This is a genomic window from Streptomyces sp. NPDC008313 (assembly GCF_042956125.1).
In the GTDB taxonomy this organism is placed as follows: Bacteria; Actinomycetota; Actinomycetes; order Streptomycetales; family Streptomycetaceae; genus Streptomyces.
Genome location: NZ_JBIBFR010000014.1, coordinates 135,741 through 161,457, shown reverse-complemented (window position 1 = coordinate 161,457; position 25,717 = coordinate 135,741). Strand labels below are relative to the sequence as shown.

Here is a 25,717-nt window from a genome sequence, read left to right as displayed (position 1 = left end):
CGTCGCGTGACCCGCTCCCCCGCAGCCCCCGATGGCACCGTCGTCCTCGACAGCGAAGGCTTCGCCTTGGGCAGCCCTAGTCCGGCAGGTCCAGTTCGGCTGCGATCGTCTTGCCCACGGAGGTGCGGTCCAGGTGTTCCCATCGGTCCGCCAGTGTCTCCACCAGGAGCATGCCCCTGCCTGTCTCCGCGAGCGGGTCCGGCGCGGGGTGGGCCGAGCCAGGGGTCGGAGGACCGCATTCGCCCCGGGCGTCGGAGACCTCGATCCGCAGCGTCCGGTCCAGCAGCCTGACGGTGACCTCGAAGTCCCTGCCGGGGACACGGCCGTGCGTGACCGCGTTGGCGGACAGTTCCGCTACGAGCAGGGCCGCGGTCTCCGACGTCGCGCTGCCGTGCGGCACGCCCCAGGCGTCGAGTTGGTGCAGCGTGAGCCGTCGGGCGAGCCGGGCGCCTCGCGGGGTGGAGCTGAACCGCTGGTTGAACACACGTACGGTCACCGGTACTTGGCCGGTCGTGGGGAGTGGCGGTCGGGTCATGTGCCCAATGTGGCTGGTGTTCCGTGGGGTTCGCCAGCATCGGGCCGCGTACGCAGGGTCAGCGTACGCGCACGTTCGGTAGACAGTACCTGTCACTCCGCGTAACGATGGGGCCGTGTCAGAAGCAGTACGGCGTGGCGGGTGCGCGGGAGGTGGCCGACAGTGGCCTACGAGAACACGGACGGCGGGACGACGGCCGAGGCGGCGGCGGGAGGAACGGGAGCCGCGACCGGTGCCGAGCCCGGCGTCTCGGACAGTCTGCGCACCTTCGGCGCGTTCGTCCAGGCCCTACGGGAGCACGCGGGCCTGAGCCGCGAGGAGTTCGCCACCCTCGTCCGCTTCTCGAAGCACACGGTCGCCTCCGTCGAACAGGGCCGGCGCATGCCCGACCGCGAGTTCGTCGAACGCGCCGAGCACGCCCTCGGCAACACGGGCGCACTACGGAAGGCCGCGCCCCACCTGTCCCGGCAGGAAGGGCTGGCCAGCTGGTTCCGGCAGTGGGCCCGGCTGGAGGCGGCGGCGATCAGTCTTTACACGTACGAATGCCGGGTCGTGCCGGGTCTGCTGCAGACCGAGACGTACGCGCGAGCCGTGTCCCTCGCCGTGCCCCCACTGCCCGGACCCGAGGAACTGGAGCAGCGGATCGCCGCGCGGATGGCTCGCCAGGGACTGCTGGCCGTGACTCGGGAGCCTCCCACAGCGTTCAGTTTCATCATCGAACAGTCCGTGCTGGAGCGGTGGACCGGCGGCGAGGACGTCACGCGGGAACAGTTCGACCGGCTCCTGGAGTTGATCGAGCGCAACTGGAATGTGGAGTTTCAGGTGATGCCCACTCGGCAGCCGTCACATGCGGGGGCGGATGGACCCATGCGTCTGGCGGAGACTCCGGACAATCAGTGGTTCGCCTACTCCGAAGGGCAGCAGAACGGACGGTTGATCGCGCACGCGAAAGAGATCAGCCTGCTCCAGCAACGCTATGCGAAACTGCGTTCACAGGCCCTGACCCCCGAGGACTCCTTGGGCTTGTTGAAGCGATTGCGAGGAGCGCTATGAGCACGAACACGTCCGAACTGGCCTGGTTCAAGAGTAGTTTCAGCGGCTCGCAGGGTGATGACTGCGTCGAGGTGGCGAGGGGTACGGCGGCGATCCACGTCCGGGACTCCAAGGACCGGACCAGCCCCGAACTCGCCCTCTCCCCCACCGCTTGGAGCGACTTCGTCGGCTACGCCGCCCAGCTCTGACCCGTACGGCGGTCGCCCCAGGCGACGGTCCCACGGCGACGTCCCACGGCGACGTCCACAGCACCATTCCATGGCAGCCTCCCCTGCCGAACGACCCCGCCCCGGCCGGAAGCCTCCGGTGCGGGGCGCCGTCGTTCACCGCCCCCGCCTCCCCCGCTCCGAGCCCGTACCCCCCGCGCTCCGGCCCCCTACCCCCGTTCCGCTACTTCGTCGCCCCCTGAGAGAAGCCGTTGTAGATGTAGCGCTGGAGGAACAGGAAGATCACCAGGGTCGGGATGATGACGAGGACGGCTCCGGCGGAGATGTTCTCCCAGTGCGCTCCGAAGGGGCCCTTGAAGCGGAACAGGGCCGTCGACATGGTCCCCAGGTCCTCGGAGGGCATGTAGAGGAACGGGATGTAGAAGTCGTTGTACGTGGTGATGCCCTTGATGATGACCACGGTCGCGATCGCCGGCTTCAGCAGCGGGAAAATGATCTTCCGGTAGATCGTGAAGGAGTTGGCGCCGTCGAGCCGCGCGGCCTCGTCGAGGGACTTCGGGATGCCCCGGATGAACTGCAGGAAGATGTAGATCGACACGATGTCCGTGCCCATGTACAGCAGGATCGGCGCCCAGCGGGTGTTGAACAGGCCGAAGCTGTTGACGACCTGGAAGGTGGCGACCTGGGTGGTCACGGCCGGGACGAGCGTGGCGATCAGGAACAGAGCCATCACGAGCTTCTTGAGGCGGAAGTCGAAGCGGTCGATGGCGTACGCGGTCATCGAGCCGATGATCACGGTGCCGGTGATGGAGAAGACGAGGATGAAGGCCGTGTTGCCGAACGCGGTCAGCATGTGGCCGTCGTCGAAGGCCGTGACGTAGTTGGAGAAGTTCAGCCAGTCGTCCGGCAGGGCCAGGGCGCCCTGGCCGTCGGAGATCTCGTCGTAGGACTTCAGCGAGGTCAGGAAGACCACGGCGAGCGGCAGCAGCACCACGAGCGAGGCGACGATCAGCGACAGGTACGTCAGGGGCGTGGCGAGGTGGAAGCGCCTTCGCGGCCGTTCCTGGATGCCGGGGCGGAGGCGCCGGCGCGGCCGTTCCTGAGTGCCCGGGCGGAAGCGCCGGCGCGGCCGTTCCTGAGTGCGGGCGGTGGTGGTGCGGGCGGTGAGGCTCATACGAGGTCCACCTTCTCGTCGGGCACGAGGCGGCGCTGGATCCAGGTGATCACCAGGATGATGGCCAGCAGCACCACGGCGCAGGCGGAGGCCAGGCCGGTCTTGTTGAACTGGAAGGCGAACTTCACCGTCTGGATGACGAACGTCGAGGTCTCGGTCGCGCCGCCGGTCATGATGTACGGGATCTCGAACACGGACAGGGAGCCGGAGATCGCCAGGATGACGCTCAGGCTCAGCACCGGCCGGATGCTCGGCGCGATGATGTGCCGGAACTGCTGCCACCGGCTCGCGCCGTCCAGTTGGGCGGCCTCGTACAGCTCTCCGGGGATCGACTGGACGGCGCCGAGGAAGAGCACGAAGTTCAGGCCGGTGAAGCGCCACACGGAGACGCCCGCCATGGACGTGTTGGCCGACTCGGGAGTCCCCAGCCAGGCGTGATCGGTGCCGACGCCGAACCAGGACAGGACCGAGTCGAGGGTGCCGCCGTCCTGGAAGAAGTACAGGAAGACGAAGCCGATCGCGACGCCGTTGATCAGGTACGGGAAGAACAGGATGCCCTTGAACAGGTTCCTGAAGCGCAGGTCGAAGCTCAGGACGGTGGCGAAGTACAGGGCGATGACGATCTGTACCGCGGAGGCCGCCAGGTAGTAGAGGCTCACCGCGAACACACGGAACAGTTCGGGGCGGGTGAAGATCTCGGTGTAGTTGTCCGTCCCGACGTAGTCGCGGTCGGGGCTGACGCCGTCCCAGTCGGTGAAGCTGTAATAGATCATGTTGCCCACCGGCACGTAGGTGAACGTGACGAGCAGGACGAGCGGGACGAGCAGGAACAGCCACGGGGTGATCCCGCGCAGGAGGCGGCCGCTACGCGGGCTGCCGGCCGGTGGGCGGCGACGGCGCCGGAAGCCTCGCTTGTCGATCCGGGCCGGCTCGGTGGCCACGGGGGGCGGTGACGCGGTGGAAGCGGTTCGGGTCATTGCGGAGCCAGGGCCTTTCGTCGTCTCCAATGGGTTCAGGGCGCCGGGGCTCCGCCCCCCTTCACTTTGACATCGTTGTCACGCCGTGTTCTTTCCCTTCCCACGCAGCCAGCTCCTTCCGGGGGTCGCAGCTCGGGCTCCGATGGATGACGGCGACTATGTCAGTCGTCCGTGAACCGGTAAAGCTGCCTCCGCCTCCGCGATACTTAATCGTTACGGAGAGCGAAGACCGCGCCCGCGTGTGCGCGGGGTGCACCGCGCTCTCGTAGGCCCGACTGATGGTCCCGGCGGTACTAGACCGGTTCATTCGCAGGAGTTAGGTTAAGCCGGTCACCCATGATCCAGGTCCGTCCCGCCGAAGGAGCCGCACATGAAGGAAGCCGTCCAGCTCGCCGAGGGCTGGAGCCTGCGCCACAGCGAGGAGCTGCTGCCCGCCCGGGTTCCCGGCTGCGTCCACACCGATCTGCTCACGGCCGGTCTGATCCCCGACCCCTTCCTCGGCACCAACGAGGCGGACGTGGCCTGGGTCGGGCAGCGGGCCTGGACGTATGTCCGGGACCTGCGGGAGACGGACACGGACGCCGCCACCGGGACGGGCACGGGCACCGGCATGGGTACGGACGCCGCCACCCGAACCGGCACGGACACCGGCACCGGCACCGGCACCACCCGGCGAGGGCACGAGCGGACCGACCTGGTCTTCGACGGGCTGGACACCGCCGCGACCCTCACGCTGGACGGGCACGAGCTGGGGCGCACCCGGAACATGCACCGGCGCTACCGCTTCGACGTCACCGGCAGGCACGGGCTCCTGGAGGTGGACTTCGCCTCCGCCTACGACGAGGCCGCGTCGGTGCGGGCGCTGACGGGAGAGCGTCCCAACGTCTATCCCGAGCCGTTCCAGTACATCCGCAAGATGGCGTGCGCCTTCGGCTGGGACTGGGGTCCGACGCTGGTGACCGCCGGCATGTGGCGCCCGGTCCGACTGGAACGCTGGTCGACGGCCCGGCTGGCCGAGGTACGCCCGCTGGTGACGGTCGAGGCCGGCACGGGCCGCGTCGAGGTACGGGTGGAGGTCGAGCGGACCGCGCAGGGGGCGGCCCGCCCGCTCGCCGTACACGCCGCCGTCGAAGGCGGCTTCGAGGCGCGCGGCACGGTCGAGGGCACGGCCGCCGTGCTGACACTGGAGGTGCCCGACGTCTCCCTGTGGTGGCCGCGCGGCTACGGCGAGCAGCCCCTGTACGACCTGGAGCTGACGCTCGTCGAGGACGGCCCCGAGCAGCGGCCGCTGGACTCCTGGCACCGGAGGATCGGCTTCAGGACCGTGGAGCTGGACCGCTCCGCGGACGAGCACGGCACCGGCTTCACCCTGGTCGTCAACGGCGTACGGACCTTCGTCCGCGGGGTGAACTGGATCCCCGACGACGTCCTCCCCTCGCGCGTCACGCCCGAGCGGTACCGCACCCGGCTGCGTCAGACGGCCGACGCCGGAGTGGACCTGGTGCGCGTCTGGGGTGGCGGCATCTACGAGGACGACGCCTTCTACGACGCCTGCGACGAGCTGGGGCTCATGGTCTGGCAGGACTTCCTCTTCGCCTGCGCCGCGTACCCCGAGGAGCAGCCGCTGCGGGGGGAGGTCGAGGCCGAGGCGCGCGACAACGTTGTCCGGCTCATGCCGCATCCCAGCCTCGTGCTGTGGAACGGAAACAACGAGAACCTGTGGGGTTTCCGCGACTGGGGATGGGAGCCGGAGCTGAACGGCGACTCGTGGGGAGGCGGTTACTACCTGGACCTGCTGCCGCGGGTCGTCGCCGCATGCGACCCGGTCCGCGCGTATACCGCCGGCAGCCCCTGGTCGGGCTCCTGGAACCACCACCCCAACGACCCGGCGCACGGCACCCACCACTCGTGGGAGGTCTGGAACCGACGCGACTACGCCGAGTACCGGGACTCGGTGCCCCGCTTCGTGTCGGAGTTCGGCTGGCAGGCGCCGCCCGCGATGGCGACGCTGCGGCGCGCGCTGCCCGGCGAACAGCTGGCCCCCGACTCCCCCGGCATGGCGCACCACCAGAAGGCGGAGGACGGCAACGGCAAGCTGAACCGGGGCGTGGAGCGCCACTTCGAGCTGCCCGACGGCGACTTCGACCGCTGGCACTACCTCACCCAGGTCGTGCAGGCCCGGGCGGTCGCCACCGGGATCGAGCACTGGCGCTCGCACTGGCCGGTCTGCGCCGGAACCATCGTCTGGCAGATCAACGACTGCTGGCCGGTCAGCTCCTGGGCGGCCATCGACGGCGACGGCCGGCTCAAGCCGCTCCACCACGAGCTGCGCCGGGTCTACGCGGACCGCCTCCTCACACTCCAGCCGGGCGACGACGGGCCGGTGCTCGCCGTCGTCAACCAGTCCGCCGAGCCGTGGGAGGCACACGTGCGGCTGCGCCGGATGCGGGCGGACGGCGCCGAGGCGGCGGACCAGGTCCTCGATGTCACCGTCGCCGCCCGCTCGGTGCACCGGCGGACCGTGCCGAAGGACCTGGCTCCGGCCGCGCGGTCGGCCGGGGAATTCCTCGTCGCCGACAGCGCGGAGCTGCGCAGCGTGCACTTCCCGGTCGTGGACAAGGAGTTCGCCTACCCGGCTCCGCGGTACGACGTGGTCGTGGAGTCCCCGGTGGGGGCCAGGGCGGGTAATGTCGAGGTCGTGGTGACCGCGCACACCCTCGTACGTGACCTTCTGCTGCAGGCCGACCGGCTCGGACCGGACGCGGCGTGCGACACCGGGCTGCGTACGCTGCTCCCCGGCGAGCAGGTGCGCCTGCGGGTCACCGGGGCTGCCGAGACCGGTGCCAACGCCGTGCGAGCGGCACTGTTCTGCGTGGAACCGGCGTGAGCGCACCTCCCGTACGCGTCACCATCAAGGACGTCGCCGCGGCCGCAGGCGTGTCCAAGGGCGCCGTGTCGCTGGCGTTCAACCACAAACCGGGAGTCTCCGACGCCACCCGGGAGCGGATCTTCGCGGCGGCCAAGAAGCTGGGCTGGGCGCCGAACTCCTCGGCCCGCAGCCTCTCGCGCCAGTCCGTCGACACCGTCGGACTGGCCATCTGCCGGCCGGCCAGGCTGCTGGGCCTCGAGCCGTTCTACATGGAGTTCATCTCCGGCATCGAGAGCGTGCTGGCCGAGCGTGACTGCTCGTTGCTGCTGCGTCTGGTCGGTTCCCTGGACGAGGAGATCCGGCTCCAGGAACGCTGGTGGCGCGAGCGGCAGGTCGGGGGCTCGATCCTGGTCGACTTCCACCAGGACGATCCGCGGATCGCCCCGCTGCGGCAGATCGGCCTCCCGGCCGTGGCGGTCGGGCACCCCTCCCTCACCGGGGATTTCCCCTCGGTGTGGACCGACGACGCCGCCGCCGTCGCCGAGGCGGTGCGCTACCTGGCCGTACTGGGCCACCGCCGCATCGCGCATGTGGGCGGTCCCCGCGGACTGGGGCACAGCGCGATCCGGACGACCGCGTTCGAGCGGACCATGAGCGAACTCGGCCTCGAACGCGGTCCGCACGTGGAGACGGGTTTCTCGGGTGAGGACGGCGCCCGGGCCACGCGCTCGCTGCTGGTGTCCGCCGAGCGGCCCACGGCGATCCTCTACGACAACGACATCATGGCGGTCGCCGGGCTCGGTGTCGCCGCCGAGATGGGCGTCTCCGTGCCCGACGACCTGTCGCTGCTCGCGTGGGACGACTCCCAGCTGTGCCGCCTGACGCATCCGACGCTGTCGGCGATGAGCCACGACGTCCACGGCTTCGGGGCGCAGGTCGCCCGCGTGCTGTTCGAGGTGCTGTCCGGCGAGGACGTCCCGTCGCGGCCGGTCGCGACCCCGTCGCTGGTACCGCGGGCGTCGACCGCCTCGCCTAGTCGGCGGTGACGCCCCAGTAGCCGATCCGCGTCGGCCGGCCGTCGGCGTCGTACAGGACCGTGCAGTTGCCCTGGGCGCGGTCCGGGAAGCCGAGGCGCTCCGAGTCGAGGGCGTCGTCCCACTCGGCCATGGTGGGACGGCCGTGGGGAGCCCAGGTCCGTATCTCACCATCGGTCAGGGGCCGCAGATACGGGCCGTCGTCGGTCTCCGTGGCCTCGATCATGGCGGGGAAGTCCAGCACCGTCCCCGTACCGCCCGTGAAGACGTACTCGTGCCACTCCGGATCGCGCCACAGCTCCTCCATGGTCCGGCCGGGGAAGCCGTGGTCGTCCTTCGCCAGCTCCTCCTCCTGGGCCCGCCGGAAGGCGGCCGCCAGGTCGGGCTGGTAGGGGCCGGTGTCGGTCCATGCGTTGCCACCCATCGGGTCTTTCCCGTCCGCGCTGTCGCGCCCAGTCGTCCGTCCCGAACGGTTCGCCCGGGTGACGCGCAGCGTAGGGGACGGCACTGACATCGCCCGCGGGCCCGGGTCAGCCGGTCATCTCGTTCCTCTTCACCACGCACAGGGCCCAGATGATGAACCCCGACATCGCGATCATGATGACGGACCAGACCGGGTAGTACGGCAGGGAGAGGAAGTTGGCGATCAGGACGAGCCCCGCGATGCCGACGCCCGCCACGCGTGCCCACGTCGAGGCCTGGAAGAGGCCCATGCCGATGATCACGGCGGCCACGCCCAGGGCGAGGTGGATCCAGCCCCAGCCGGTGAGGTCGAACTCGTAGACGTAGTTCCGCGTGGCCAGGAAGACGTCGTCCTTGAGGATCGCCGAGATCCCTCGCAGAAGGTCGAGCACTCCGACGATCATGAGCATGACTGCGCCAAAGGTCGTCAGGCCGCCGGCCCATGCCTGCTTGGCCGTGTGCCCGCGGGAGGTGTGTGCCGACTGGGTCGGGTGTGTGGCGCTCATCGTGCCGCCCCCTTCGAGGTCGAGGTCGTGGACCCGGTTCCGTGTCCGGAGCCCGTGCTGTGCCTGGCGCCGGCACCGCTCAGCACCAGCTTCTTCGCCCTGTCGAACTCCTCTTCCGTGATGTCACCGCGTGCGCGGATCTCGGACAGCCGGGCCAGCTCGTCGACACTGCTGCGCGGTGCCTCGCCACGGCCGGCCGTGTCCCGGATATAGCTCTCGAACTCCTCCTGCTGCGCGCGTGCCTGGGCGATCTCGCGGCGGCCCATGTTCTTGCCCCGGGCGAGCACGTAGACGAGCACGCCGAGGAAGGGCAGGAAGATGACGAACGCCATCCAGCCGGCCTTGGCCCAGCCGGTCATCGAGTCGTCCCGGATGATGTCGACGACGATCCTGAAGAGCAGGACGAACCACATCACCCACAGGAAGAACCACAGCATGGTCCAGAACGCGCCCAGCAGGGGAAAGTCGTACGCGAGGTACATCTGATCGCTCATGTCTCTTCTCCGTCCCGGGCATGGGCCCAGCAGGCGATCCGTGTGATTCTCAGCGTGCTCCCGTTCCCGGCCGTCGGGATCACCCTCAGCGGGTGATCCCTCCGCGCGCACCGACTGATGAGGTGGGATCTCAGTACCCGACGGAAAGACCACGACGAGATGAGCGATCCCGCACGGGGCGACACGAGCGATCCTCCATCGGCATCTGCACAGGTGGAAGGCGCGGACACGCGAGGTCCGCGCGCGCGGGGACCTGGCCCGGGCCCGCGGGCGACGGTCGTGGCCGTCGCCCGCGCCGTGTGCCTCGCGGCCGCCCTCGTGTCGGCCTACTACCTGCTGCCCATGGACCGGATCGACTCGATCGGAGCCGCGGCCGTCCTCTCGGGCGGCCTGCTCCTCGTCCTGCTGCTCTTCCTGTGGGAGGTGCGGGCGATCCTGCGCTCCCCCCACCCCCGGCTGAAGGCCGTCGAGGCGCTGGCCGTCACGCTGGCGCTGTATCTCGTGCTCTTCGCCAACGTGTACCAGTTGCTGGAGCACTACACCCCGGGCACCTTCAGTGAGCCGCTGACCAGGACCGACGCTCTCTATCTGACGCTGACCACGTTCGCCACCGTCGGGTTCGGCGACATCACGGCGCGCTCCCAGACGGGGCGGGTCGTGGTGATGGTGCAGATGGCGGGCGGGCTGCTGCTCGTGGGTGTCGCCGCGAGGGTGCTCGCGGGCGCGGTGGAGACGGGTCTGCGGCGGCAGCACCGGGATGCTTCGCCGGATTGAGCGGCCGGGCCTCCGGCAGGAGGCCGCCCACCCTGGAGGTTGACCATGACGACACCGAGCGCTCTGACGGCCTCACTGACACCGGCCGAGAGGGCGGCGTACGGCAGGAGCGCGCGCAAGCGCTGCCCGCGCTCCGGTCACGGCTGCTTCGAGGCGGGCCCGCGACGGCCGGACCCCGTCGATCTGCTGGAGCGGCAGTCGGCCACCCGCGTACCCGAACTGGTGCCGATCCGCTACGGCCGGATGCTGGAGTCGCCGTTCCGGTTCTACCGGGGTGCGGCGGCGATCATGGCCGCGGACCTCGGGGCCGCCCCGGACACCGGTCTGACGGTGCAGCTCTGCGGAGACGCCCACCTGCTGAACTTCCGGCTGCTCGCCTCGCCGGAGCGGCATCTCGTCTTCGACATCAACGACTTCGACGAGACGCTCCCCGGCCCCTTCGAGTGGGACGTCAAACGCCTCGCCACCAGCTTCGTCATCGCGGCCCGCGCGAACGGTTTCCCCGTCGCGGAGCAGAACCTCGCGGTCGAGACGTGCGTACGGGCCTACCGGCGGCGTATGCGCGAGTTCGCCGGCATGCGCACGCTGGACGTCTGGTACGCGCAGGACGACGCCGACCACCTGCGGGAGCTGATGGCCTCGTCGATGGGCAAGGAGGCCAGGCGCCGTACCGCCGAGGCGGCCGCGAAGGCCCGGACCCGCACCCACCTCCAGGCCTTCGCGAAACTCACCCGGGTCACGGCCGAGGGGCTGCGCATCGCGCCGGACCCGCCCCTGATCACCCCGCTCCGGGATCTCCTGCCCGCTTCCTCCGGGAACCGGGAGGAGCCGGGGCGGAGCCAGGATCAGGAGAACGAGCTGCGGACCGTGCTGGAGGGGTACGCGCGGACACTGGCCTCCGAACGCCGGCACCTGTTGCGCCGCTACCGTCTCGTGGACATAGCCCGCAAGGTGGTCGGCGTCGGCAGCGTCGGCACCCGCTGCTGGATCCTGCTCCTGCTCGGCCGGGACGACGACGACCCCCTGCTCCTCCAGGCCAAGGAGGCCCAGGACTCGGTGCTGGCGGCCCACACCGGCGGTGACCGCTACGACAACCAGGGCCGGCGGGTGGTGGCCGGGCAGCGGCTGATCCAGACGGCGGGCGACATCTTCCTCGGCTGGACCCACGTCGTGGGGCTCGACGGGCGCGACCGGGACTTCTACGTGCGCCAGCTGCGGGACTGGAAGGGCATCGCGCGACCGGAGACCATGAGCCCCGGCCTGCTGCGTCTGTTCGCGCGGCTGTGCGGATTCAGTCTGGCCCGGGCCCACGCCCGCTCCGGCGACCCCGTCGCCATCGCCGCCTACCTCGGCAGCGGCGACCGCTTCGACCACGCCCTCAGCGCGTTCGCCCAGACGTACGCCGACCAGAACGAGCGGGACTTCCGGGCCCTGGGCAGCGCGGCCCGCTGGGGCAGGATTCATACGAAGAATTTGTGAGGTGCGGTGTCAGGGGGGGTACGGGGCGGGGTTACCGGCGAGGTGAGGCCTGAGGCCGTCGCCTGCGCGCTCCGCGCGTGCGAGCCTCGCTCGTGAAAGCCCCGCGCGTGGGTGCTCCGCGCGTGCGTGCCCCGCGTTGCCGGATCGCTCGGATCACGTTGCCGGATCGCTCGTATCACTCGGATCACTCGGGAACCTGGCGCATCTCCAGCACCCGCAGCCCCAGCGACCGGCAGCGGGCCAGAAGCCCGTACAGGTGAGCCTCGTCGACGACAGGGCCGTACAGGACGGTCTGGCCGGACATCGTGACGTGGTCCAGCTCCGGGAACGCTTTGGACAGCGTCTCCGAGAGGTGTCCGTCGACGCGGATCTCATAGTGCATGGGCCGCTCTTCCCAGGCTTCTCGGGGGCTGCTCGGGGCGGACGGGCCGCGTCCCGCAGCGAGCCCCTACTGCGAGCCTCCGCCCCGCCGCCGCGCCTGCCCTCACCCGCAACAGGTGACCCCGCATCACAGCAGCCGCAGCTCCCGTGCCCTGCGTACGGCGTCGGTGCGCCGGTTGACCGCCAGCTTGCGGTAGATGCTCTTGAGATGGGTCTTCACGGTGTTGACGGAGACGTAGAGGTCGGCGGCGATCTCGTCCGTGGACATCATCTGGGCCAGCAGCCGCAGGACGTCGCGCTCGCGTCCGCTCAGCTCCTCGATGACCAGCGCCGAGGGCTGTCGGGGCGTGGAACGGCCTCGGTGGCCGGGGTGAACAGGGTGGCCGTGCCCGCCGGGGCCGACCGGGAGCCAGCCCGCGGCCAGGGCGCGCGGCCGGTCGGTGCAGAGCAGCGGGCCGATCCAGGGGCCGGCTTCCAGGAACGGGCGGCGCAGCCGCTCGCGCCGGGCGTCCTGGAGCGCCCGGGTGACGAGGCGGCGTGCGGCGGCGTGGTCCCCTGTCCGGTGGGCGGCCTGGGCGCGGACCAGCGTGGCCCGGACCGTGACCGCCGGGCCGGGCCGGTCGCCGTCCGGGAGGCTGTCGATCAGGTCCAGTGCCTGGTCGGGGCGACCGGCGGCGAGCCGGGCGCGGGCCGCCTCGACCGTGCAGGCCGGCCGGTGGTGCGCCACGTTCTCCAGTAGCTTCCGGGCCGTCTCCGGGCGGTCCTGCACCAGGTGTGCGGCGGAGGCGATCAGAGCGGCGTGGTCCCGCGCCCAGGGCGAGGGCACGGCCGCCGGTACGGCGGAGTCGACCGCCGCCAGCGCGGCCCGGGTGTCTCCCCTGGCGAGCCGCAGGCGCCCCTCGGCGAGGGCCCGGGTCGCCCGGACCACCGGGTCCTCCAGGGCCGTGGGGTCCTCTCTCCTCTCGGCGAGCAGGGCTTCGGCCTCGTCGAGTTCGTCGCGTTCGATGTGCACGGCGGCCTGGACGAGCCGGCCGACGCCGGAGCCCGACCGCTGGGGCAGCCCGTACCGCTCCGCCTCGCTCACCGCCTCCAGGGCCCGGTGTTCGGCCCGGCCGGGCCAGCCCTGCAGATAGTCGATCAGCGCCAGGTGGCCGAGGCACTCCAGGCGGGGCAGCGCCATCGAAGCCCCGCCGCCGCTTGTGGCGACCGCCGACAGGGCGACGCGCGCGTCCTCGAAGCGGCCGGTCCACAGGCGGACGGAGCCGAGGTGGGTGAGCAGGAGGGCGGTGAGCTCGGGGTGCGCGTCGAGGAGGTGTCCGGGCACCTCCAGCCGCAGGCCCCGGGCCGCCTCGGCGGCCCGCTCCGCTCTGCCGGGAGCGCCCATGAGCCGCGCCGCCAGTGCTTCGAGCAGCGCACAGCTCAGCCGGGGGGCGGCCAGGGCGGACGCGTCGCTGCCGGAGGTCTCCCGGCCGAGGGTTTCCTGGTCGAGGGTTTCCTTGGCGCGGTGCAGGTGGCGCAGTCCGTGGTCGAGGTCGCGGTGCGCCAGTTCGCGCGCCGCGCGGACGAGGTCGGCGGCCGGGCCCCTGGTCGCGGGGTCCATCCGGGCGAACAGGTGGGACAGGTCCTCGCAGCGCAGGCCGCCGAAGAGCTGGCCGATCGCCAGATCGTCGACGACGGCGCCCGCGGTGAACTCCCAGTCGTCCGCGGCGGCCCCCTGGGCGAGCGCCTCGGGCAGGGCACCGGAGTGCCGCAGCCACTGGGCGGCCCGACGGCGCAGCTCCGGTTCCAGTCCGGGGGCGCACTCGCGCAGATGGGCGCGGAGGATCTCCGCGAACAGGGGGTGCAGCCGGTACCACGAGTGGCCGAGGTACTGGACGAAGGCGTTGTCGCGGTGCAGGGCGACGAGGATCGGTTCGGCGTCGGTCCGGCACGTGAGCGCGTTGACGAGATCGGGGCTGAACCGCTCCAGGACGCTGCTGCGCAGCAGCAGGTCCTGCGTGTCGGGTGTCTGCAGCCCGAGCACCTCGGCCAGCAGGAAGTCGGCCACCGTACTGCGGCTGGCCTCGAACTGCTTCACGTACAGCTCGGGATCCGGGCTCTGCCGGGCCGCGAGGGCGCAGAGTCTCAGACCCGCCGCCCACCCCTGGGTGCGCGCCACCAGGGCCCGCGCGGCGCTGTCGGGCAGTGCCAGACCGTGCAGGGTCAGGAGTGCCGTGGCCTCCTCCCAGGTGAAGGCGAGTTCGGCGTCCCGGATCTCCGTCATGTCGCCGGACGCCCGGTACCGGTGCAGGGGCAGCAGGGGATCCGTGCGGGTGATGAGCACCAGACGCAGGCCCCCGCCCGCGTGGTGCAGGACGAACCGCAGTTGCCCGGCGATCTCGGGCGCGGTCACGCGGTCGTACTCGTCGAGCACCAGGACGACGGGGCGTTCGCGCCGCTCCAGTTCGGCGGCGAGGCGCGCCAGCATCCGGTCGTCCACACGGCCGGCCTCCGCCGGGCAGCCGACCTCAGGGGGCACCGGCACCCCGGCGCCGCGCAGGGCCTCCAGTACGTACGCCCAGAACAGCCCGGGGGCACGGTCGGTCGCGTCGGCGGTGAGCCAGGCGACGGGTGTGTCCAGGCCGGCGGCCCAGTCGGCGACCAGGCAGGTCTTGCCCGCGCCCGCCGACCCGTTGACCATCGTCAGCGGTGTCAGCAGCGCCCGGTTCAGATGCTCGGCCAGCCTTTCCCTGCCGAGGAACGCGGCGGGCCTCGTCGGCAATGCGAACCGGGCACGCAGGATCGGGTCACCGCCGGGACGGGCCATGGGTGTGCCGGTGCTCTGGTCCCGCACTCCCCGCGTCCCCGGCGCGACGGAACCCTGATCCCGACCGGGGTCGTGATCGTGCTCGGAATCGGGATCGTGGCCGTCGGTCACTGCCTTGATGCTCACGGCGACTGTCCGTTCAGGCTGTGGGCAGGACATCCCTCGCCCAGCATCTCAGCCGCGGCTCCCTCGCGCGCTTCGGGCGGAGTGGGGGGTGGTCGGCGGGGCGGGGTTCAGGGGGTCCTCTATGAGGGCGCCCACTCGGCGTACTTCGTCGAAGTAGTCCGCGGCCAGGACGTCCGCGGCCTCGGTGAGCGCCTTCAGGGCGGGGACGAGGACCGCTCGGGTCTCGTCGGGGAGGCGTTCGACGAGGGCCCGGACCTCCGTGCGGCGGTGGGTGAGGACGCGGTCCACCATGTCCTGTCCGGCGGGAGTCAGCCGGAGGACGACCTCGCGGCGGTTGTCGGGGTTGGTCTTGCGGTCGACGAGGTCGAGGGACTCCAGGCGTTCCGCCATGCGCAGGGCCGTCGAGGGGTTGACTCCCAGGGTCGAGGCCATCGTGGCGAGCTTGACGGGTCCGCAGGTGCTCAGGACCACCAGCGCCCGCAGCTGCGGCAGGGTCAGGACGTCGGCCGTCGACGCCAGGGCGCGGGCCGAGATCGCGACGACGAGCCGGGACGCCGCCATCACGGCGACGGTGACCTCTTCGGCCTCCCGGTCCAGGTCCGAGGGAGAGGGAGAGGAAGGCGGGGAGGAAGGCGCCGCGGGGGGCTCGGGGGGCTCGGACGCGGGGGGTTGCGGGGAGTCGGGGTTCTGCCGCGTCATCGGGTTCGCTCCATGCCTTCGTCGCTCCGTCGCCGCCACCGTACGCCCGCCGCGCGGTCTGACCGTACGGCGTCGGTCCTTCACCCGTTGCGATCATTGCAGAATGCAATGGTACGATGTGTTCGACATCCCGACCGGCCCCCGTGCGAACCGTACGGTTCCGGCGACAAGGGCGTGATCATGGTGAAGGCCAAGTCGATACACGAAGCCTATTCGTTCGCGTGCCTGCGCTGCGGACACGCCTGGGAGGGCTCGTACGAGATCCGGCATGCCCTCGACGGCGACGGCCGGCCCCGCGCGGACTACTACGTGCGGGGCCTCAAGGTCCCTTCGCCCCTGACCGAGAACACCTGCCGGGTGTGCTGCGGAGGAACCATCAGGATCCTCCGTCCCGGCCGTGTGCGGTCCGCCCGTCCTCGTCTCGACTGACGTCGGGCCCGGTTCGGTTGTCGACCTGTGCACAGGGTGCGGAGGCGCGAGGACGCGCGTCCGCGCTCGTACCGCAGTCAGCCCACGGGCAGTGCCGCCCGTGCTCACCCGCTGACGTGCGGGGCATCGACCCGCTTCGCGTGGGCGCACCGTGCCCGGGCCGGCCCATCCGCCGTGTCCGTGCGCCCGCGTGCGGCGGGCCCCGTACGTGAGCCGACCACCCACCCTCGTCACACCGCACCCCCGGAGCCCGTTCGTGCTGCCCTCGCCCCGCCCCGCCGGGTCCCCCTCCACGCGTCCGTCGCCGTCCACGCGTAAGTCGCCGTCCCCGCCCGCGGGCGGGACCCGTCCGCACGTCGGGCTGAAGGTCCCCCACCTCGGCGACTTCCACGTGCCGCCGCGCGTCGTCGCGATCACCGCCCTCGCCGTACCGATCGGGGCCGCCGCCGCTCTGGTGGCCGTCGGGCTGCTCAAGCTCATCGCCTTCATCACCAACCTCAGCTTCCTCGGGCGCCCCGGATTCGGCGACACCGTGCCCGGCGACACCGCGCACCGCTCGCTGCTGCTCGTCATGCCCGTGCTCGGCGGTCTCGTGATCGGTCTGATGGCCCGCTACGGCTCGGACAAGATCCGGGGGCACGGGATGCCCGAGGCGATCGAGTCGATCCTCGTCGGGGGAAGCAAGGTGCAGCCCCGGATCGCCGTGCTCAAGCCCACGTCGGCCGCGATATCCATCGGCACGGGCGGCCCGTTCGGCGCCGAGGGCCCGATCATCATGACCGGCGGCGCGATCGGCTCCCTCGCGGCCCAGTTGCTGCGGGTCACCACCGACGAACGCAAGGCCCTGCTGGTGGCCGGCTCCGCCGCCGGCATGGCGGCGACCTTCAACGCGCCGCTGGCCTCCATCCTGCTCGCCGTCGAACTGCTGCTCTTCGAGTGGCGGCCCCGCTCCTACCTGCCCGTGGCCGTGGCCGCCGTCACCGCCACGCTGGTCCGCGGCCCCTTCCTGGGCGACGGTCCGCTCTTCGGCGGCGCCCACGTCCCCGTGCACATCGCCCCGGCCGCCTACGGGCTGTGTGTCGTCGCCGGTGTCACCGCGGGTCTGCTGGCGCTCGGCGCCACGGCTCTCGTCTACTTCTCCGAGGACCTGTTCGAGCGGCTGCCCCTGCACTGGATGTGGTGGCCCGCCATCGGCGGCGCGATCATCGGCGTCGGCGGCCTCATCGAGCCGCGTGCCCTCGGGGTCGGGTACGGCGTCATCGGCGGGCTCCTCACCGGCCACACCACGACCGGGCTCATCCTCGGCATCCTCGTCGTGAAGACCCTCATCTGGGGGCTGTCGCTCGGCTCCGGCACCTCGGGCGGCGTCCTCGCGCCCATGTTCATGGTCGGCGGTGCGCTCGGCGCGGCCGAGGGCCTCGTCTTCCCGCACGTCAGCCCCGGTTTCTGGGCGCTCGTCTCGCTCGCCGGTGTCCTGGGCGGTGTCATGCGTTCGCCGCTCACCGGGATCGTGTTCTGCCTGGAGCTCACCCATGAGCTCAACGCCGTGATCCCCATGGTGATCACGGCCTCCACGGCCTATCTGCTGTCCGTCACCCTGCTCAAGAGGTCGGTCCTGACCGAGAAGCTCGCCCGGCGCGGTCTGCACCTGAGCCGGGAGTACTCCGTCGACCCGCTGGAGGTCCACCTCGTACGGCAGTTGGAGACGCCGGTCGCGGTCAGTTTCCGCCACGACGAGACGGCGGGTGCGGCCACCGCGCGGCTGCGTCGCGCCCATGACGCGGCGGACGCCGACCGGCTGCTGGCCCAGCGCCTGTATCCGGTGCTGGACGAGCACGACCGCCTCGTCGGCGTGGTCACCCGCCGCGAGCTGCTGCACGCCGACCCCGCCGATCCGACCCCGCTGGCCGAGCTCGCCGCCACGGCGGTCACCGCCCATCCCGACGAGACGCTGCGGACGCTGGCCAACCGGATGGCACGGCACGGGGTGACCCGGTTGCTCGTCGTCGGGCGGGACGGCGGACGGCGGGACCCGGGTCCCGAGGCCGGGGACGCGGGACGGGTCGAGGGCATCATCAGCCTGCGCCATCTGCTGGAGGCGCGCCGCATCGATCTGCACGAGGAGCACCACGCCGAACGGCTGTTGCGCCTGCGGCGACCCCGCCGGGCCGCCACCGCGGCCCCCGCGCCCCCCGCGGTCAAGGCGGTCGGGGCGACGGTCTCGGCGGTCGCGGCCGCTCCGGCGAAGACGGCGGCCGACGCGCTCACCGGCTGACCTGCCGCTGCGGCCGGTACTCCGCCGGAGGGCCGGCCGCAGCGGGCGGGACTCAGGCGGAGGGCCGGCCGCAGCGGGGCGGGGGCTCAGCCGTGCAGGCCGGTCAGCGTGAGGAACTCGCTGCGCGAGCTGGGGTCGGTCCGCAGCAGGCCGAGGAGCGTGGAGGTCACCGTGGTGGTGCCGGCGGCCCGGACTCCCCGGAGGGTCATGCAGGTGTGCTCGGCCTGGATGACGACGCCGACGCCCTTCGGGTCCAGCTGCGTCTGCAGCCAGTCGGCGACCTGCTTGGTGAGGCGTTCCTGGACCTGCGGGCGGCAGGCGAAGTGCTCCAGGACGCGCGCCAGTTTCGACAGCCCCAGGATGCGCTGTCCGGGGAGATAGCCGATGTGGGCGGTGCCGACGAACGGCAGCAGGTGGTGCTCGCACACCGACCGGAGCGGGATGCTGCGCGCCAGGACCAGTTCGTCGTAGCCCTCGTCGTTCGGGAACGTCGTCAGGTCGAACGGGCGCGGAGTGAACAGCTCCGCGTAGGCGCGGGCCATCCGGCCCGGGGTGCCCCGCAGACTCTCGGAGTCGGTGCTGATGCCGAGCGCCCGCAGGAACTGTCCGGCGGCCTCCTCGGCCGCCGCCATGTCGGCTCCCTCCCCGACGGGAGCGACCACGTGCAGCGGGGCCCTGCGCGGTATCGCGGGTTCCGGCTCACCGCCCGGCTCGGCGTGCTGCGCGGCGGCGGGCTCGCTCTGCAGGGGCAGGGCGGTGGAGTGCGGGGTGTGGTGCGTGTACTGGATCATGTCAGCTCTCCCCGATACCCAGGGCGGTCAGCAGGACGAGGACGACGGTCACCACGGCGAAGAGCCCGTGGGCGCCGACCACGGCGAGCGGGAAGTGCCGCTCGGCCAGAGCGGCCTGTCCGCCGGCGGACACGGACGTCGAACCCGGTGCCGAAGCGGATGCCGAAGCGGTCGTCGAAGGGGCCGTCGAGGCGGTCGCGCGGCCGCGGTACACGGGGATCCAGCGGGCCAGCATGACGAATCCGAGCAGGGCGACCGGTACCAGCAGGGCGAAGGCGGTCCACGCCAGGGCGTCCTTGTCGGCGATGACGTAGACGATCCAGACGACCAGGCCGATGGCGGCCAGGGCGAAGTGGCCGAAGATCACCGGAACCGGAAGGTGGCTGTTTCCGCCGCGGGCGCCGCCCTTAGCGAGCCAGGTACCCAGCAGGTAGAAGCCGCCGAGAGCGGTGATCACCCAGGTGATGAGTGCGGCGATGTCCATGAGAGCTCCAGTGTGGTGTCGGCCGGGACGCCGGAACGGGTCGGGATCGGCCGGGACGAGTCGGGGACGTGGCTGAGGGTTCAGGCAGAGTGACGGTCCGAGCGGGGACCGGGGCCCGGGTCGGCACCGCCGTCCTGCCGGAACCCCTCCGCCTGCGTCTCCTCGTCCGCCACCCGGACGCCGTAGCGGTAGGAGAGCTTGCCGCCCAGCCACCCCGAGACGCCCAGGACGACGAACGTGGCGGCATTGAGGGCGAGCTGCCCCGCCGGAACGGCTCCCGTGGGGCCGACGCCCGCGTGCCGCCACAGGAAGTTGCCCACGTACGCGGCGGTCACCAGCAGGTTCAGCGTCATGTGGAGCAGGCCCACCCGGAACGCGCGGGTGCCGGCCGGGATGGCGAGCAGGTCCAGGAAGCCGACCATGGCGGCGCACAGGGCGCCGATCACACCGAGCGCGATCAGCCACATCGCCGCCCGGGAGAGGAACCGCGGGTCGTCCGCGAAGCGGGAGGCGATGTCGAAGACCAGGGCGGCCGCCCACGCTCCGATCGGCACGGTGACCAGCATGGGATGGAACGGGTGTCCGTACGGGCCCGCGAGCGCCGCACTGACCGGCTGTTTGGCCTGGAGTGCACGGGTCATCGCGACCACCTCCTTGTTTCACCAACAAATCTTGGTCTTATTTGCGGCGGTGGTCAAGTGGGGCAGCATGATGGCCGGGTCCTGGCACCCTTCGACCATGCGTGTTGGCGTTAACGCGTTACGGTGAAGAGGTGACCTCCGACATGACTCCACCGACCGCCCCGACGCCTCAGAGCACACCGGCCCCGGAGGCGGCCTCCGCTCCGCCCCCGGCCACCGGTGACGCCGCGATCGACTCCGTCAGCGCGCTCGGCGAGGGCACCCGGCGGCAGATGTTCGCGTACATACGCCGGGCCCGCAGGCCGGTCACCCGCGACGAGGCCGCCGCCAGCGTCGGTATCTCCCGCAAGCTCGCGGCGTTCCACCTGGACAAGCTCGTCGACGCCGGTCTGCTGCGCGCCCGCTACGGCTCCCCCACGGGCATCCGCAAGGTCGGCAGGCAGCCCAAGGTGTACGAGCCCACCGCCACGCCGATCCACGTGAGCATCCCGGACCGGCGGCACGAGTTCCTGGCCGATCTGCTCGTCCAGGCGGTCACGACGGAGGGCGAGGAGGAGACCGGCGCCCAGGCCGCCGCGCGTGCCGCGAGGGAGCGGGGGCACGCCCTCGGCGAACGGGAGCGCACCGAACTGCGCCCCGGACGGCTCGGCACCGAGCGTGGCCTGACCCTGTGCGAGCGCATGCTCGATGAGCATGGCTTCGAGCCCTCGCGGGAGGCACCGGACCGGCTGCGGCTGCGCAACTGCCCCTTCCATCCCCTCGCCCAGCGGGCCCCGGACCTCGTCTGCACCATGAACCACGCGTTTCTCACGGGGTACCTGGAGGGACTGCGCGCACCGGCCGTGGAGGCCGTCCTCGCACCCCGGCCCGGTGAGTGCTGCGTCGAGCTGCGCCGCGCGGCGGCCTCGGAGGAGAGCGGGGCGGCGGAGGACGCGTAAGGGCCGGACCACCGTCGGCGGCTCCGCTCGGACCGGAGAAGGCCGCCCTTCCGGGCCGGGACGCCACCGCTCCGGGCCGGGGGAGCCGCCGTCCGGCCCCTCCGAGCGGGAAACGCCACGGTTCCGGACCGTGGGCAGGCCCCGCCCGCGCCCGGTGACGCCGCCGGCAGGAGTCCGCGCCGCGGAACGGCCCACCGTGCCGTCCCTCAGCCGAGGACCGGCTGCTCCCCCTCGCCCTGGCCGCGGTAGCGCAGCAGCAGCATCGCCGCGTCGTCGTGAGGCGGTCCGCCCGCGTGCCGTACCAGGTCCTCACGGAGCGTCGCCAGCGCGCTGTGGGCGTCGGGGTCCTTCAGCAGGTCGGCCCGGTCGCCGAGGGGGTAGAAGACGCCCAGCTCGTCGCGGGCCTCCGTGACGCCGTCGGTGTACAGCAGCAACTGCTCGCCCGGCTCGAAGTCCACATGGAACGGTTTCGGCCCGTCGCTGCCCTGGATGCCCAGGCCGAGCGGGAGGGCGAAGGCGGCGGGCTGCGGAAAGTCCGCGGTGCCGTCCTCGCGGACCAGCATCGGGGCCGGGTGGCCGTAGTTGAGGAAGATCACCCCTTCGCCGGCGCGGACCTCGGCGAGGATGGCGGTCACGAACTTCTCGCCGCCCAGCTCCCGCTCCACACTGCGCTCCAGGCGCTCGCCGACCCCCACCAGGCCGGGCTCGTCGTGAGCGGCCTCGCGGAAGGCGCCGAGCACCACGGCGGCGGTCTCCACGGCGGCCAGACCCTTGCCCTGCACGTCACCGACGATCACCCGGATGCCGTGCGGCGAGGCGACGACCTCGTACAGGTCTCCGCCGATGCGGGCCTCGGCGACCGCCGACGTGTACGACACCGCCGCCTGCAGGGGGCCGGCCGTCAGCGGAACGGGGCGCAGCAGGACCCGTTGCGCGACCTCCGCGATGGACCGGACGCTGGCCAGTTCCGCTTCCCGGCGGCCCCGCATCACCGCGGCGGCCACACCCGCGCCGGTCACGCCGACGACCGACGCCATCGCCGAGAAGCCCCGGCGTTCCTCGAACAGTCCGTCGTACAGCCCGAGCGCGACGCACAGCAGCAGGGCCAGGGCGCCGATGAGGGCCGTACGACGCCATCCGCCGACCAGTCCGGAGAAGGCGGGCCCGAGCGACACCAGGGGCAGGAAGCCCACGCCCGCCCCGACCGCCACGTCCGCGACCGCGACGACCGCCATCACCACGAACGGCATGTAGGACAGCGCCGTGAAACCGGCTCTCGGTCTCTCCTCGGCCATGGTCTTCTCCAGCGTGAGTGGTCTCGGGGTGCCCGAGGCCGCCGCTGCCCGGCGCCCCTCCCCGACATTTAGACTATGCAATGGTCACCCCGCGTGAAACGGACCCCGCCCGACCCTTTACGCAATCGAGGCCGCACCACCTGTTTCCGCCCCGCGAAGACACCGCGACGGCACCACACCCGGCCTCTTGCCGCACACACGCCCACCACCGCCCGGCGGATCCCCACCAGTCCCGCACCGGGCCCAGTTGACGCGCCTCCCATCGCGACGGCCACCTGGGGCCGGACGGGCCTCGAACCGCCACAGGCGCCGGCCACTCGCCATCCCGAACGCGCCCTCGCCGCCCGGCACTTCAGCATGGTCCGACCGTCGTCGGCCGCGCAGCCCACCCAGGCGTAAATGGGGCCGAGCGCGGCACAGTCGCCGCCCACCGGATGTCTCGGCCCGGCAGCACCGCACGGCCCGCACTGTCGTCGCCATGGGGCGGCGACGAAGGGCGGCAGCGGGGCAACGGAAGCACGAGCCCGGGCACCGGAGTCGGCTCAAGGTCGTATAGCCAGTGATTTCAGGCGGCCTCTATACTCGGGCGACCGTCACGGGCCTGCACGGACAGCAATAGCGGAGGGGTTCCCTCCTTTTACCCCGGCCCTGACCCACCCTTTTCAGTGCATCCGTACGACCATATACACGTCGCAAAAATGTACGACTCAGAGTGACTCTCCTCAATAGGCTTATATGCATGGGAGCAAGCGATGACGCAGCAGGTCCTCCTGCACATCGAGGGCGCGGACAGCTACGAAACAGCCGAGATCACCGGCCAGTTACGCGACGAGATCCTCGGTCTGGACGTGGAGGCGGTCGACCGCGGGACGTCCGGAGAGCCACCGGAGGGCAGCAAGGGTGATGCCTCCCAGTTGGGCGAACTCGTGGTTCTGCTGGCCGGTTCCGGGATAATTCCCATGCTCGTCCAACTGGTGCGCGAGTGGACATCGAGGCGCAACAAAACCAAAGTGACCATTACCTATGGAAACAGGCGACTCGAGATCGAGGACGTCGAGACCGAGCGACAACAAGAGGCTGTCGCCGCCTTTCTCCGGAATCTCAGCGAATAGCCTGGGAGTGTCACGCATGGACAGCGGGGCAAGGAAGGCCCTTCTCGTTTCGACGGACGAGTACGCGGACAGCTTCTTCCACCGTCTGCGGGCACCGGGGGCGGACAGTCAGGGGCTGACGGAAGTACTGCGGGACGAGGAGATCGGTGATTTCACCGTCCAGCCGCTGCACAACAGCAGGGCCTCCGAGGTGAATCTGGCCATTGAAGACTTCTTCACCGAGTCAAGCGTCGACGACACCCTCGTGTTCTATCTGTCCGGGCACGGAGTGAAGGACCTGAGCGGCCGCCTCCACTTCGCGATGACCGATTCCCGCCGGGACCGCCTCGGATCCACCGCGCTGGCCTCGTCCTTCCTGTACGAGCAACTGATGCGCAGCCGGAGCCGGCGGAAGCTGGTGATACTCGACTGCTGCTACGCCGGGGCCTTCCCCTTCGCGGCTGAGGAACGGCTGTACCTGGAGGCCGCCGCCCCGGCCTTCCTGGGCGGCCGGGGCACGGCGATCATCGCGTCGTCCGCGTCCATCGAGTACTCCTTCGAGAAGACCGACCTCCCGGGCAGCGGTGACGACGCATCCTCGTCCCGGGGGCCGGGCGTGACGTCCATCTTCACGGAGTGCCTGATCAGCGGCATCAGAACCGGCGCGGCCGATCTGGGCCGGGACGGTCTCATCGACGCCGCCGAACTCTACGACTACGTCTACAGAGAGGTGAAGAGCCGCCTTCCCGAGCAGACTCCGACGTTCAGCAGTCGGCTCGAGGGCAAGCTCGTGATCGCGAGGAGCCGGCACGGCCAGGCTCCGCCGCTGCCCGACACCACAGCCACCGCACCGGAGGAGCTGAGGATCACCATGGACGCCGACGGGACCATGAACGTCTCCCTGGGCAGGCGCTCGGTCCTCTTCGGGGCGGCCGGGCTTCTGGTGCGCCCATCGGCGAGAACGACGGCCGACGAGACGCGGTCCTGGGACGTGCAGCTGGTGCACCGGTACGACCAGGGCGTCGACTTCGCCCGTCACATCGAGCAGCGCTGGCCCGGCACCCAGGTGTCGAACTACCAGGCGGGCGACAGTTTCGACTTCCACGTCTCCTTCCCCGGCGGACGGACCTTCTGTGGCGCCTCATCAGAGATGCGGGTCTACTCCGAGTCCGTGGCACGGGCGGACGGTGTCCACGTGATCGTTCCCCGGGCGGGGCACGCCCGCGAGTTCCTGCGCCGTCCCCAGCCCTCGTACGTGGTCGGCGCCTGCCGCGACGAGGCGGGCGAGCGGTTCTTCGTCCTCTCCAAGGAGGCCGCCCGGCAGCAGCTGCGCAGGCAGCGCGACGAGGGACGCGCCCGCGTCTTCGTCCCGGCGGCCAACGAGGTCGACGACTTCGTCTACGGAGTCCTGTGGGCGGTGCACAATCTCGACAGCGCTCTCCTGGAGGACGACCGGCTCCTCGCCCAGACCAAGGTGGACCTGTCGCAGTACCAGAGCCTGCGCAGTTCGTCCGCGAGCACGGATCTGATCACCGAGCTGAACCCGGTCTCCCGCGCCTGGCTGGGCTCGGACTTCTGTGCGGACTACATCACGGCGAACCTGGCGAGCGACCCGAGACCGCCGTCCTTCTGGACCAGGGAGCAGACCGGTGAGGAGGCCTGCCTCTGGCTGTTCGTGGCTCACAAGTTTGAATACCTCAAGCAGACCAGTCAGCTGGACGGCGACCCGTCCGTCCGGTCCTCGCGTGCCTTCTGCATCCCCGAGGACGTGGTGCGCAAGGCCCGACCGCACGAGAGCATCCTGCTCTTCCTCGCCGCCGCGCTGATGGAGGCCTTCGGTATCGACGCGCTCGTGGCGACCGACGCCCGGCTCAGTGATGTCGAGGGCTTCGTCCTCATCCCCGGCAACCGTGCGCTGATCGCCAACTGGGTGCGGTCCGAAGGCATCTGGCACGTGGACACCAAGTCCGGCACACGGGCGCTGACCAGCTTCTCGGATCCGCTCGGAGAGGCTGCCCGGTCCATGCTCCAGCGGCAGGGCGGTTCGCTTCAGCGGCTTCTGGCCCTGGCGGACTACCTCGGGATCGACTGGGCCTGGCTGAAGGACCGGTGCCGGCGGCTCGCGGAGGCAGGACCGGCCGGGGTGGTCCACCCGCGCAGCCGTCTCGTCTCGCTCGACGGGCTGACCGCCGCCTGCCGTTTCATCGCGTTCGGTGAAGAGCCCCCTCGGGACTGAC

The 25,717-nt window shown here is 71.2% G+C and carries 23 protein-coding genes; 10 read left to right on the top strand and 13 right to left on the bottom strand.

The window, feature by feature from the left end; all coding sequences use genetic code 11:
* Positions 1–76: 76 nt before the first annotated feature.
* A complete protein-coding gene (locus ACFY93_RS20520) occupies positions 77–535 on the bottom strand; it encodes an ATP-binding protein (RefSeq protein ID WP_391360859.1) in 459 nt (152 codons plus the stop codon).
* A gap of 162 nt (positions 536–697) precedes the next feature.
* Between ACFY93_RS20520 and ACFY93_RS20515 the strand changes: the two genes are divergently transcribed.
* The gene (locus ACFY93_RS20515; protein ID WP_391360856.1) at positions 698–1,588 is read left to right on the top strand and encodes a Scr1 family TA system antitoxin-like transcriptional regulator; all 891 of its coding nucleotides are present in this window, start codon (positions 698–700) and stop codon (positions 1,586–1,588) included.
* On the top strand, positions 1,585–1,776 hold the full coding sequence (locus ACFY93_RS20510) for a DUF397 domain-containing protein (protein ID WP_391360853.1): 192 nt from the start codon (positions 1,585–1,587) through the stop codon (positions 1,774–1,776). The genes ACFY93_RS20515 and ACFY93_RS20510 overlap by 4 nt, the downstream gene beginning before the upstream one ends.
* Positions 1,777–1,978: 202 nt before the next feature.
* Here ACFY93_RS20510 and ACFY93_RS20505 read toward each other — a convergent pair whose 3' ends face one another.
* Both ACFY93_RS20505 and ACFY93_RS20500 read right to left on the bottom strand, forming a co-directional pair.
* Entirely contained in the window at positions 1,979–2,929 is a 951-nt protein-coding gene (locus ACFY93_RS20505; RefSeq protein ID WP_391360850.1) for an ABC transporter permease subunit, read from the bottom strand.
* Positions 2,926–3,906, bottom strand: coding sequence for an ABC transporter permease subunit (locus ACFY93_RS20500; protein ID WP_391360848.1), 981 nt, complete (start codon positions 3,904–3,906; stop codon positions 2,926–2,928). Before ACFY93_RS20500 ends, ACFY93_RS20505 begins: the two co-directional genes overlap by 4 nt.
* 370 nt (positions 3,907–4,276) lie before the next feature.
* Between ACFY93_RS20500 and ACFY93_RS20495 the strand changes: the two genes are divergently transcribed.
* Both ACFY93_RS20495 and ACFY93_RS20490 read left to right on the top strand, forming a co-directional pair.
* Positions 4,277–6,793 carry a glycoside hydrolase family 2 protein gene (locus ACFY93_RS20495; protein WP_391360846.1) on the top strand — a complete coding sequence of 839 codons (2,517 nt, stop codon included), beginning with the start codon at positions 4,277–4,279 and terminating at the stop codon, positions 6,791–6,793.
* Entirely contained in the window at positions 6,790–7,821 is a 1,032-nt protein-coding gene (locus ACFY93_RS20490) for a substrate-binding domain-containing protein (protein WP_391360843.1), read from the top strand. Before ACFY93_RS20495 ends, ACFY93_RS20490 begins: the two co-directional genes overlap by 4 nt.
* Here ACFY93_RS20490 and ACFY93_RS20485 read toward each other — a convergent pair.
* The 3 genes from ACFY93_RS20485 to ACFY93_RS20475 form a co-directional block, all read right to left on the bottom strand.
* A complete protein-coding gene (locus ACFY93_RS20485; protein ID WP_391360840.1) occupies positions 7,808–8,233 on the bottom strand; it encodes a hypothetical protein in 426 nt (141 codons plus the stop codon). The two genes, ACFY93_RS20490 and ACFY93_RS20485, sit on opposite strands and share 14 nt — an antisense overlap.
* Before the next feature lie 106 nt (positions 8,234–8,339).
* Positions 8,340–8,777, bottom strand: coding sequence for a hypothetical protein (locus ACFY93_RS20480; protein ID WP_391360837.1), 438 nt, complete (start codon positions 8,775–8,777; stop codon positions 8,340–8,342).
* On the bottom strand, positions 8,774–9,271 hold the full coding sequence (locus tag ACFY93_RS20475; RefSeq protein ID WP_391360834.1) for an SHOCT domain-containing protein: 498 nt from the start codon (positions 9,269–9,271) through the stop codon (positions 8,774–8,776). The genes ACFY93_RS20480 and ACFY93_RS20475 overlap by 4 nt, the downstream gene beginning before the upstream one ends.
* Before the next feature lie 279 nt (positions 9,272–9,550).
* Between ACFY93_RS20475 and ACFY93_RS20470 the strand changes: the two genes are divergently transcribed.
* Together ACFY93_RS20470 and ACFY93_RS20465 are read left to right on the top strand one after the other, a co-directional pair.
* Entirely contained in the window at positions 9,551–10,045 is a 495-nt protein-coding gene (locus tag ACFY93_RS20470; protein WP_391360833.1) for an ion channel, read from the top strand.
* Positions 10,046–10,090: 45 nt separating this feature from the next.
* A complete protein-coding gene (locus ACFY93_RS20465; RefSeq protein WP_391360830.1) occupies positions 10,091–11,524 on the top strand; it encodes a DUF2252 family protein in 1,434 nt (477 codons plus the stop codon).
* A gap of 184 nt (positions 11,525–11,708) precedes the next feature.
* Here the strand turns inward: ACFY93_RS20465 and ACFY93_RS20460 are convergent, their stop codons facing one another.
* The 3 genes from ACFY93_RS20460 to ACFY93_RS20450 all read right to left on the bottom strand — a co-directional run bounded on the left by ACFY93_RS20460 (position 11,709) and on the right by ACFY93_RS20450 (position 15,536).
* A complete protein-coding gene (locus tag ACFY93_RS20460; RefSeq protein ID WP_391360828.1) occupies positions 11,709–11,906 on the bottom strand; it encodes a hypothetical protein in 198 nt (65 codons plus the stop codon).
* Positions 11,907–12,032: 126 nt separating this feature from the next.
* On the bottom strand, positions 12,033–14,711 hold the full coding sequence (locus ACFY93_RS20455) for a LuxR C-terminal-related transcriptional regulator (protein WP_391361087.1): 2,679 nt from the start codon (positions 14,709–14,711) through the stop codon (positions 12,033–12,035).
* Positions 14,712–14,885: 174 nt separating this feature from the next.
* Entirely contained in the window at positions 14,886–15,536 is a 651-nt protein-coding gene (locus tag ACFY93_RS20450) for a MarR family transcriptional regulator (RefSeq protein WP_391360825.1), read from the bottom strand.
* Between the two features lie 685 nt (positions 15,537–16,221).
* Here ACFY93_RS20450 and ACFY93_RS20445 point away from each other — a divergent pair.
* Positions 16,222–18,240, top strand: a complete 2,019-nt coding sequence (locus ACFY93_RS20445; RefSeq protein ID WP_391360823.1) for a chloride channel protein — start codon at positions 16,222–16,224, stop codon at positions 18,238–18,240.
* Positions 18,241–18,326: 86 nt separating this feature from the next.
* On the opposite strand, the gene folE is transcribed toward ACFY93_RS20445, so the two are convergent.
* The 3 genes from folE to ACFY93_RS20430 all read right to left on the bottom strand — a co-directional run bounded on the left by folE (position 18,327) and on the right by ACFY93_RS20430 (position 20,156).
* Positions 18,327–18,872: a GTP cyclohydrolase I FolE gene (gene folE / locus ACFY93_RS20440; RefSeq protein WP_391361084.1), complete on the bottom strand. Its 546-nt coding sequence runs from the start codon at positions 18,870–18,872 to the stop codon at positions 18,327–18,329.
* A gap of 160 nt (positions 18,873–19,032) precedes the next feature.
* On the bottom strand, positions 19,033–19,515 hold the full coding sequence (locus ACFY93_RS20435) for a hypothetical protein (protein WP_391360821.1): 483 nt from the start codon (positions 19,513–19,515) through the stop codon (positions 19,033–19,035).
* Positions 19,516–19,595: 80 nt separating this feature from the next.
* Positions 19,596–20,156 carry a DUF2231 domain-containing protein gene (locus ACFY93_RS20430; RefSeq protein ID WP_391360819.1) on the bottom strand — a complete coding sequence of 187 codons (561 nt, stop codon included), beginning with the start codon at positions 20,154–20,156 and terminating at the stop codon, positions 19,596–19,598.
* A gap of 143 nt (positions 20,157–20,299) precedes the next feature.
* Between ACFY93_RS20430 and ACFY93_RS20425 the strand changes: the two genes are divergently transcribed.
* Positions 20,300–21,094 (top strand): helix-turn-helix domain-containing protein, encoded by a 795-nt coding sequence (locus ACFY93_RS20425; protein ID WP_391360816.1) that lies wholly within the window; start codon positions 20,300–20,302, stop codon positions 21,092–21,094.
* Between the two features lie 206 nt (positions 21,095–21,300).
* On the opposite strand, the gene ACFY93_RS20420 is transcribed toward ACFY93_RS20425, so the two are convergent.
* Positions 21,301–22,389: a SpoIIE family protein phosphatase gene (locus tag ACFY93_RS20420; protein ID WP_391360813.1), complete on the bottom strand. Its 1,089-nt coding sequence runs from the start codon at positions 22,387–22,389 to the stop codon at positions 21,301–21,303.
* A gap of 752 nt (positions 22,390–23,141) precedes the next feature.
* Here ACFY93_RS20420 and ACFY93_RS20415 point away from each other — a divergent pair.
* Positions 23,142–23,501 (top strand): hypothetical protein, encoded by a 360-nt coding sequence (locus tag ACFY93_RS20415; protein WP_391360810.1) that lies wholly within the window; start codon positions 23,142–23,144, stop codon positions 23,499–23,501.
* Positions 23,502–23,517: 16 nt separating this feature from the next.
* Positions 23,518–25,716: a caspase family protein gene (locus ACFY93_RS20410; RefSeq protein WP_391360808.1), complete on the top strand. Its 2,199-nt coding sequence runs from the start codon at positions 23,518–23,520 to the stop codon at positions 25,714–25,716.
* Position 25,717 lies beyond the last annotated feature (1 nt).

Coding starts and splice junctions, on each gene's coding strand:
- ACFY93_RS20520 (WP_391360859.1), bottom strand. CDS start 535: ATGACCCGACCGCCACTCCCCACGACCGGCCAAGTACCGGTGACCGTA.
- ACFY93_RS20415 (WP_391360810.1), top strand. CDS start 23,142: ATGACGCAGCAGGTCCTCCTGCACATCGAGGGCGCGGACAGCTACGAA.
- ACFY93_RS20460 (WP_391360828.1), bottom strand. CDS start 11,906: ATGCACTATGAGATCCGCGTCGACGGACACCTCTCGGAGACGCTGTCC.
- ACFY93_RS20425 (WP_391360816.1), top strand. CDS start 20,300: ATGACTCCACCGACCGCCCCGACGCCTCAGAGCACACCGGCCCCGGAG.
- ACFY93_RS20480 (WP_391360837.1), bottom strand. CDS start 8,777: ATGAGCGCCACACACCCGACCCAGTCGGCACACACCTCCCGCGGGCAC.
- ACFY93_RS20430 (WP_391360819.1), bottom strand. CDS start 20,156: ATGACCCGTGCACTCCAGGCCAAACAGCCGGTCAGTGCGGCGCTCGCG.
- ACFY93_RS20450 (WP_391360825.1), bottom strand. CDS start 15,536: ATGACGCGGCAGAACCCCGACTCCCCGCAACCCCCCGCGTCCGAGCCC.
- folE (WP_391361084.1), bottom strand. CDS start 18,872: ATGGCGGCGGCCGAGGAGGCCGCCGGACAGTTCCTGCGGGCGCTCGGC.
- ACFY93_RS20485 (WP_391360840.1), bottom strand. CDS start 8,233: ATGGGTGGCAACGCATGGACCGACACCGGCCCCTACCAGCCCGACCTG.
- ACFY93_RS20510 (WP_391360853.1), top strand. CDS start 1,585: ATGAGCACGAACACGTCCGAACTGGCCTGGTTCAAGAGTAGTTTCAGC.
- ACFY93_RS20420 (WP_391360813.1), bottom strand. CDS start 22,389: ATGGCCGAGGAGAGACCGAGAGCCGGTTTCACGGCGCTGTCCTACATG.
- ACFY93_RS20500 (WP_391360848.1), bottom strand. CDS start 3,906: ATGACCCGAACCGCTTCCACCGCGTCACCGCCCCCCGTGGCCACCGAG.
- ACFY93_RS20505 (WP_391360850.1), bottom strand. CDS start 2,929: ATGAGCCTCACCGCCCGCACCACCACCGCCCGCACTCAGGAACGGCCG.
- ACFY93_RS20455 (WP_391361087.1), bottom strand. CDS start 14,711: ATGGCCCGTCCCGGCGGTGACCCGATCCTGCGTGCCCGGTTCGCATTG.
- ACFY93_RS20410 (WP_391360808.1), top strand. CDS start 23,518: ATGGACAGCGGGGCAAGGAAGGCCCTTCTCGTTTCGACGGACGAGTAC.
- ACFY93_RS20465 (WP_391360830.1), top strand. CDS start 10,091: ATGACGACACCGAGCGCTCTGACGGCCTCACTGACACCGGCCGAGAGG.
- ACFY93_RS20475 (WP_391360834.1), bottom strand. CDS start 9,271: ATGAGCGATCAGATGTACCTCGCGTACGACTTTCCCCTGCTGGGCGCG.
- ACFY93_RS20495 (WP_391360846.1), top strand. CDS start 4,277: ATGAAGGAAGCCGTCCAGCTCGCCGAGGGCTGGAGCCTGCGCCACAGC.
- ACFY93_RS20435 (WP_391360821.1), bottom strand. CDS start 19,515: ATGGACATCGCCGCACTCATCACCTGGGTGATCACCGCTCTCGGCGGC.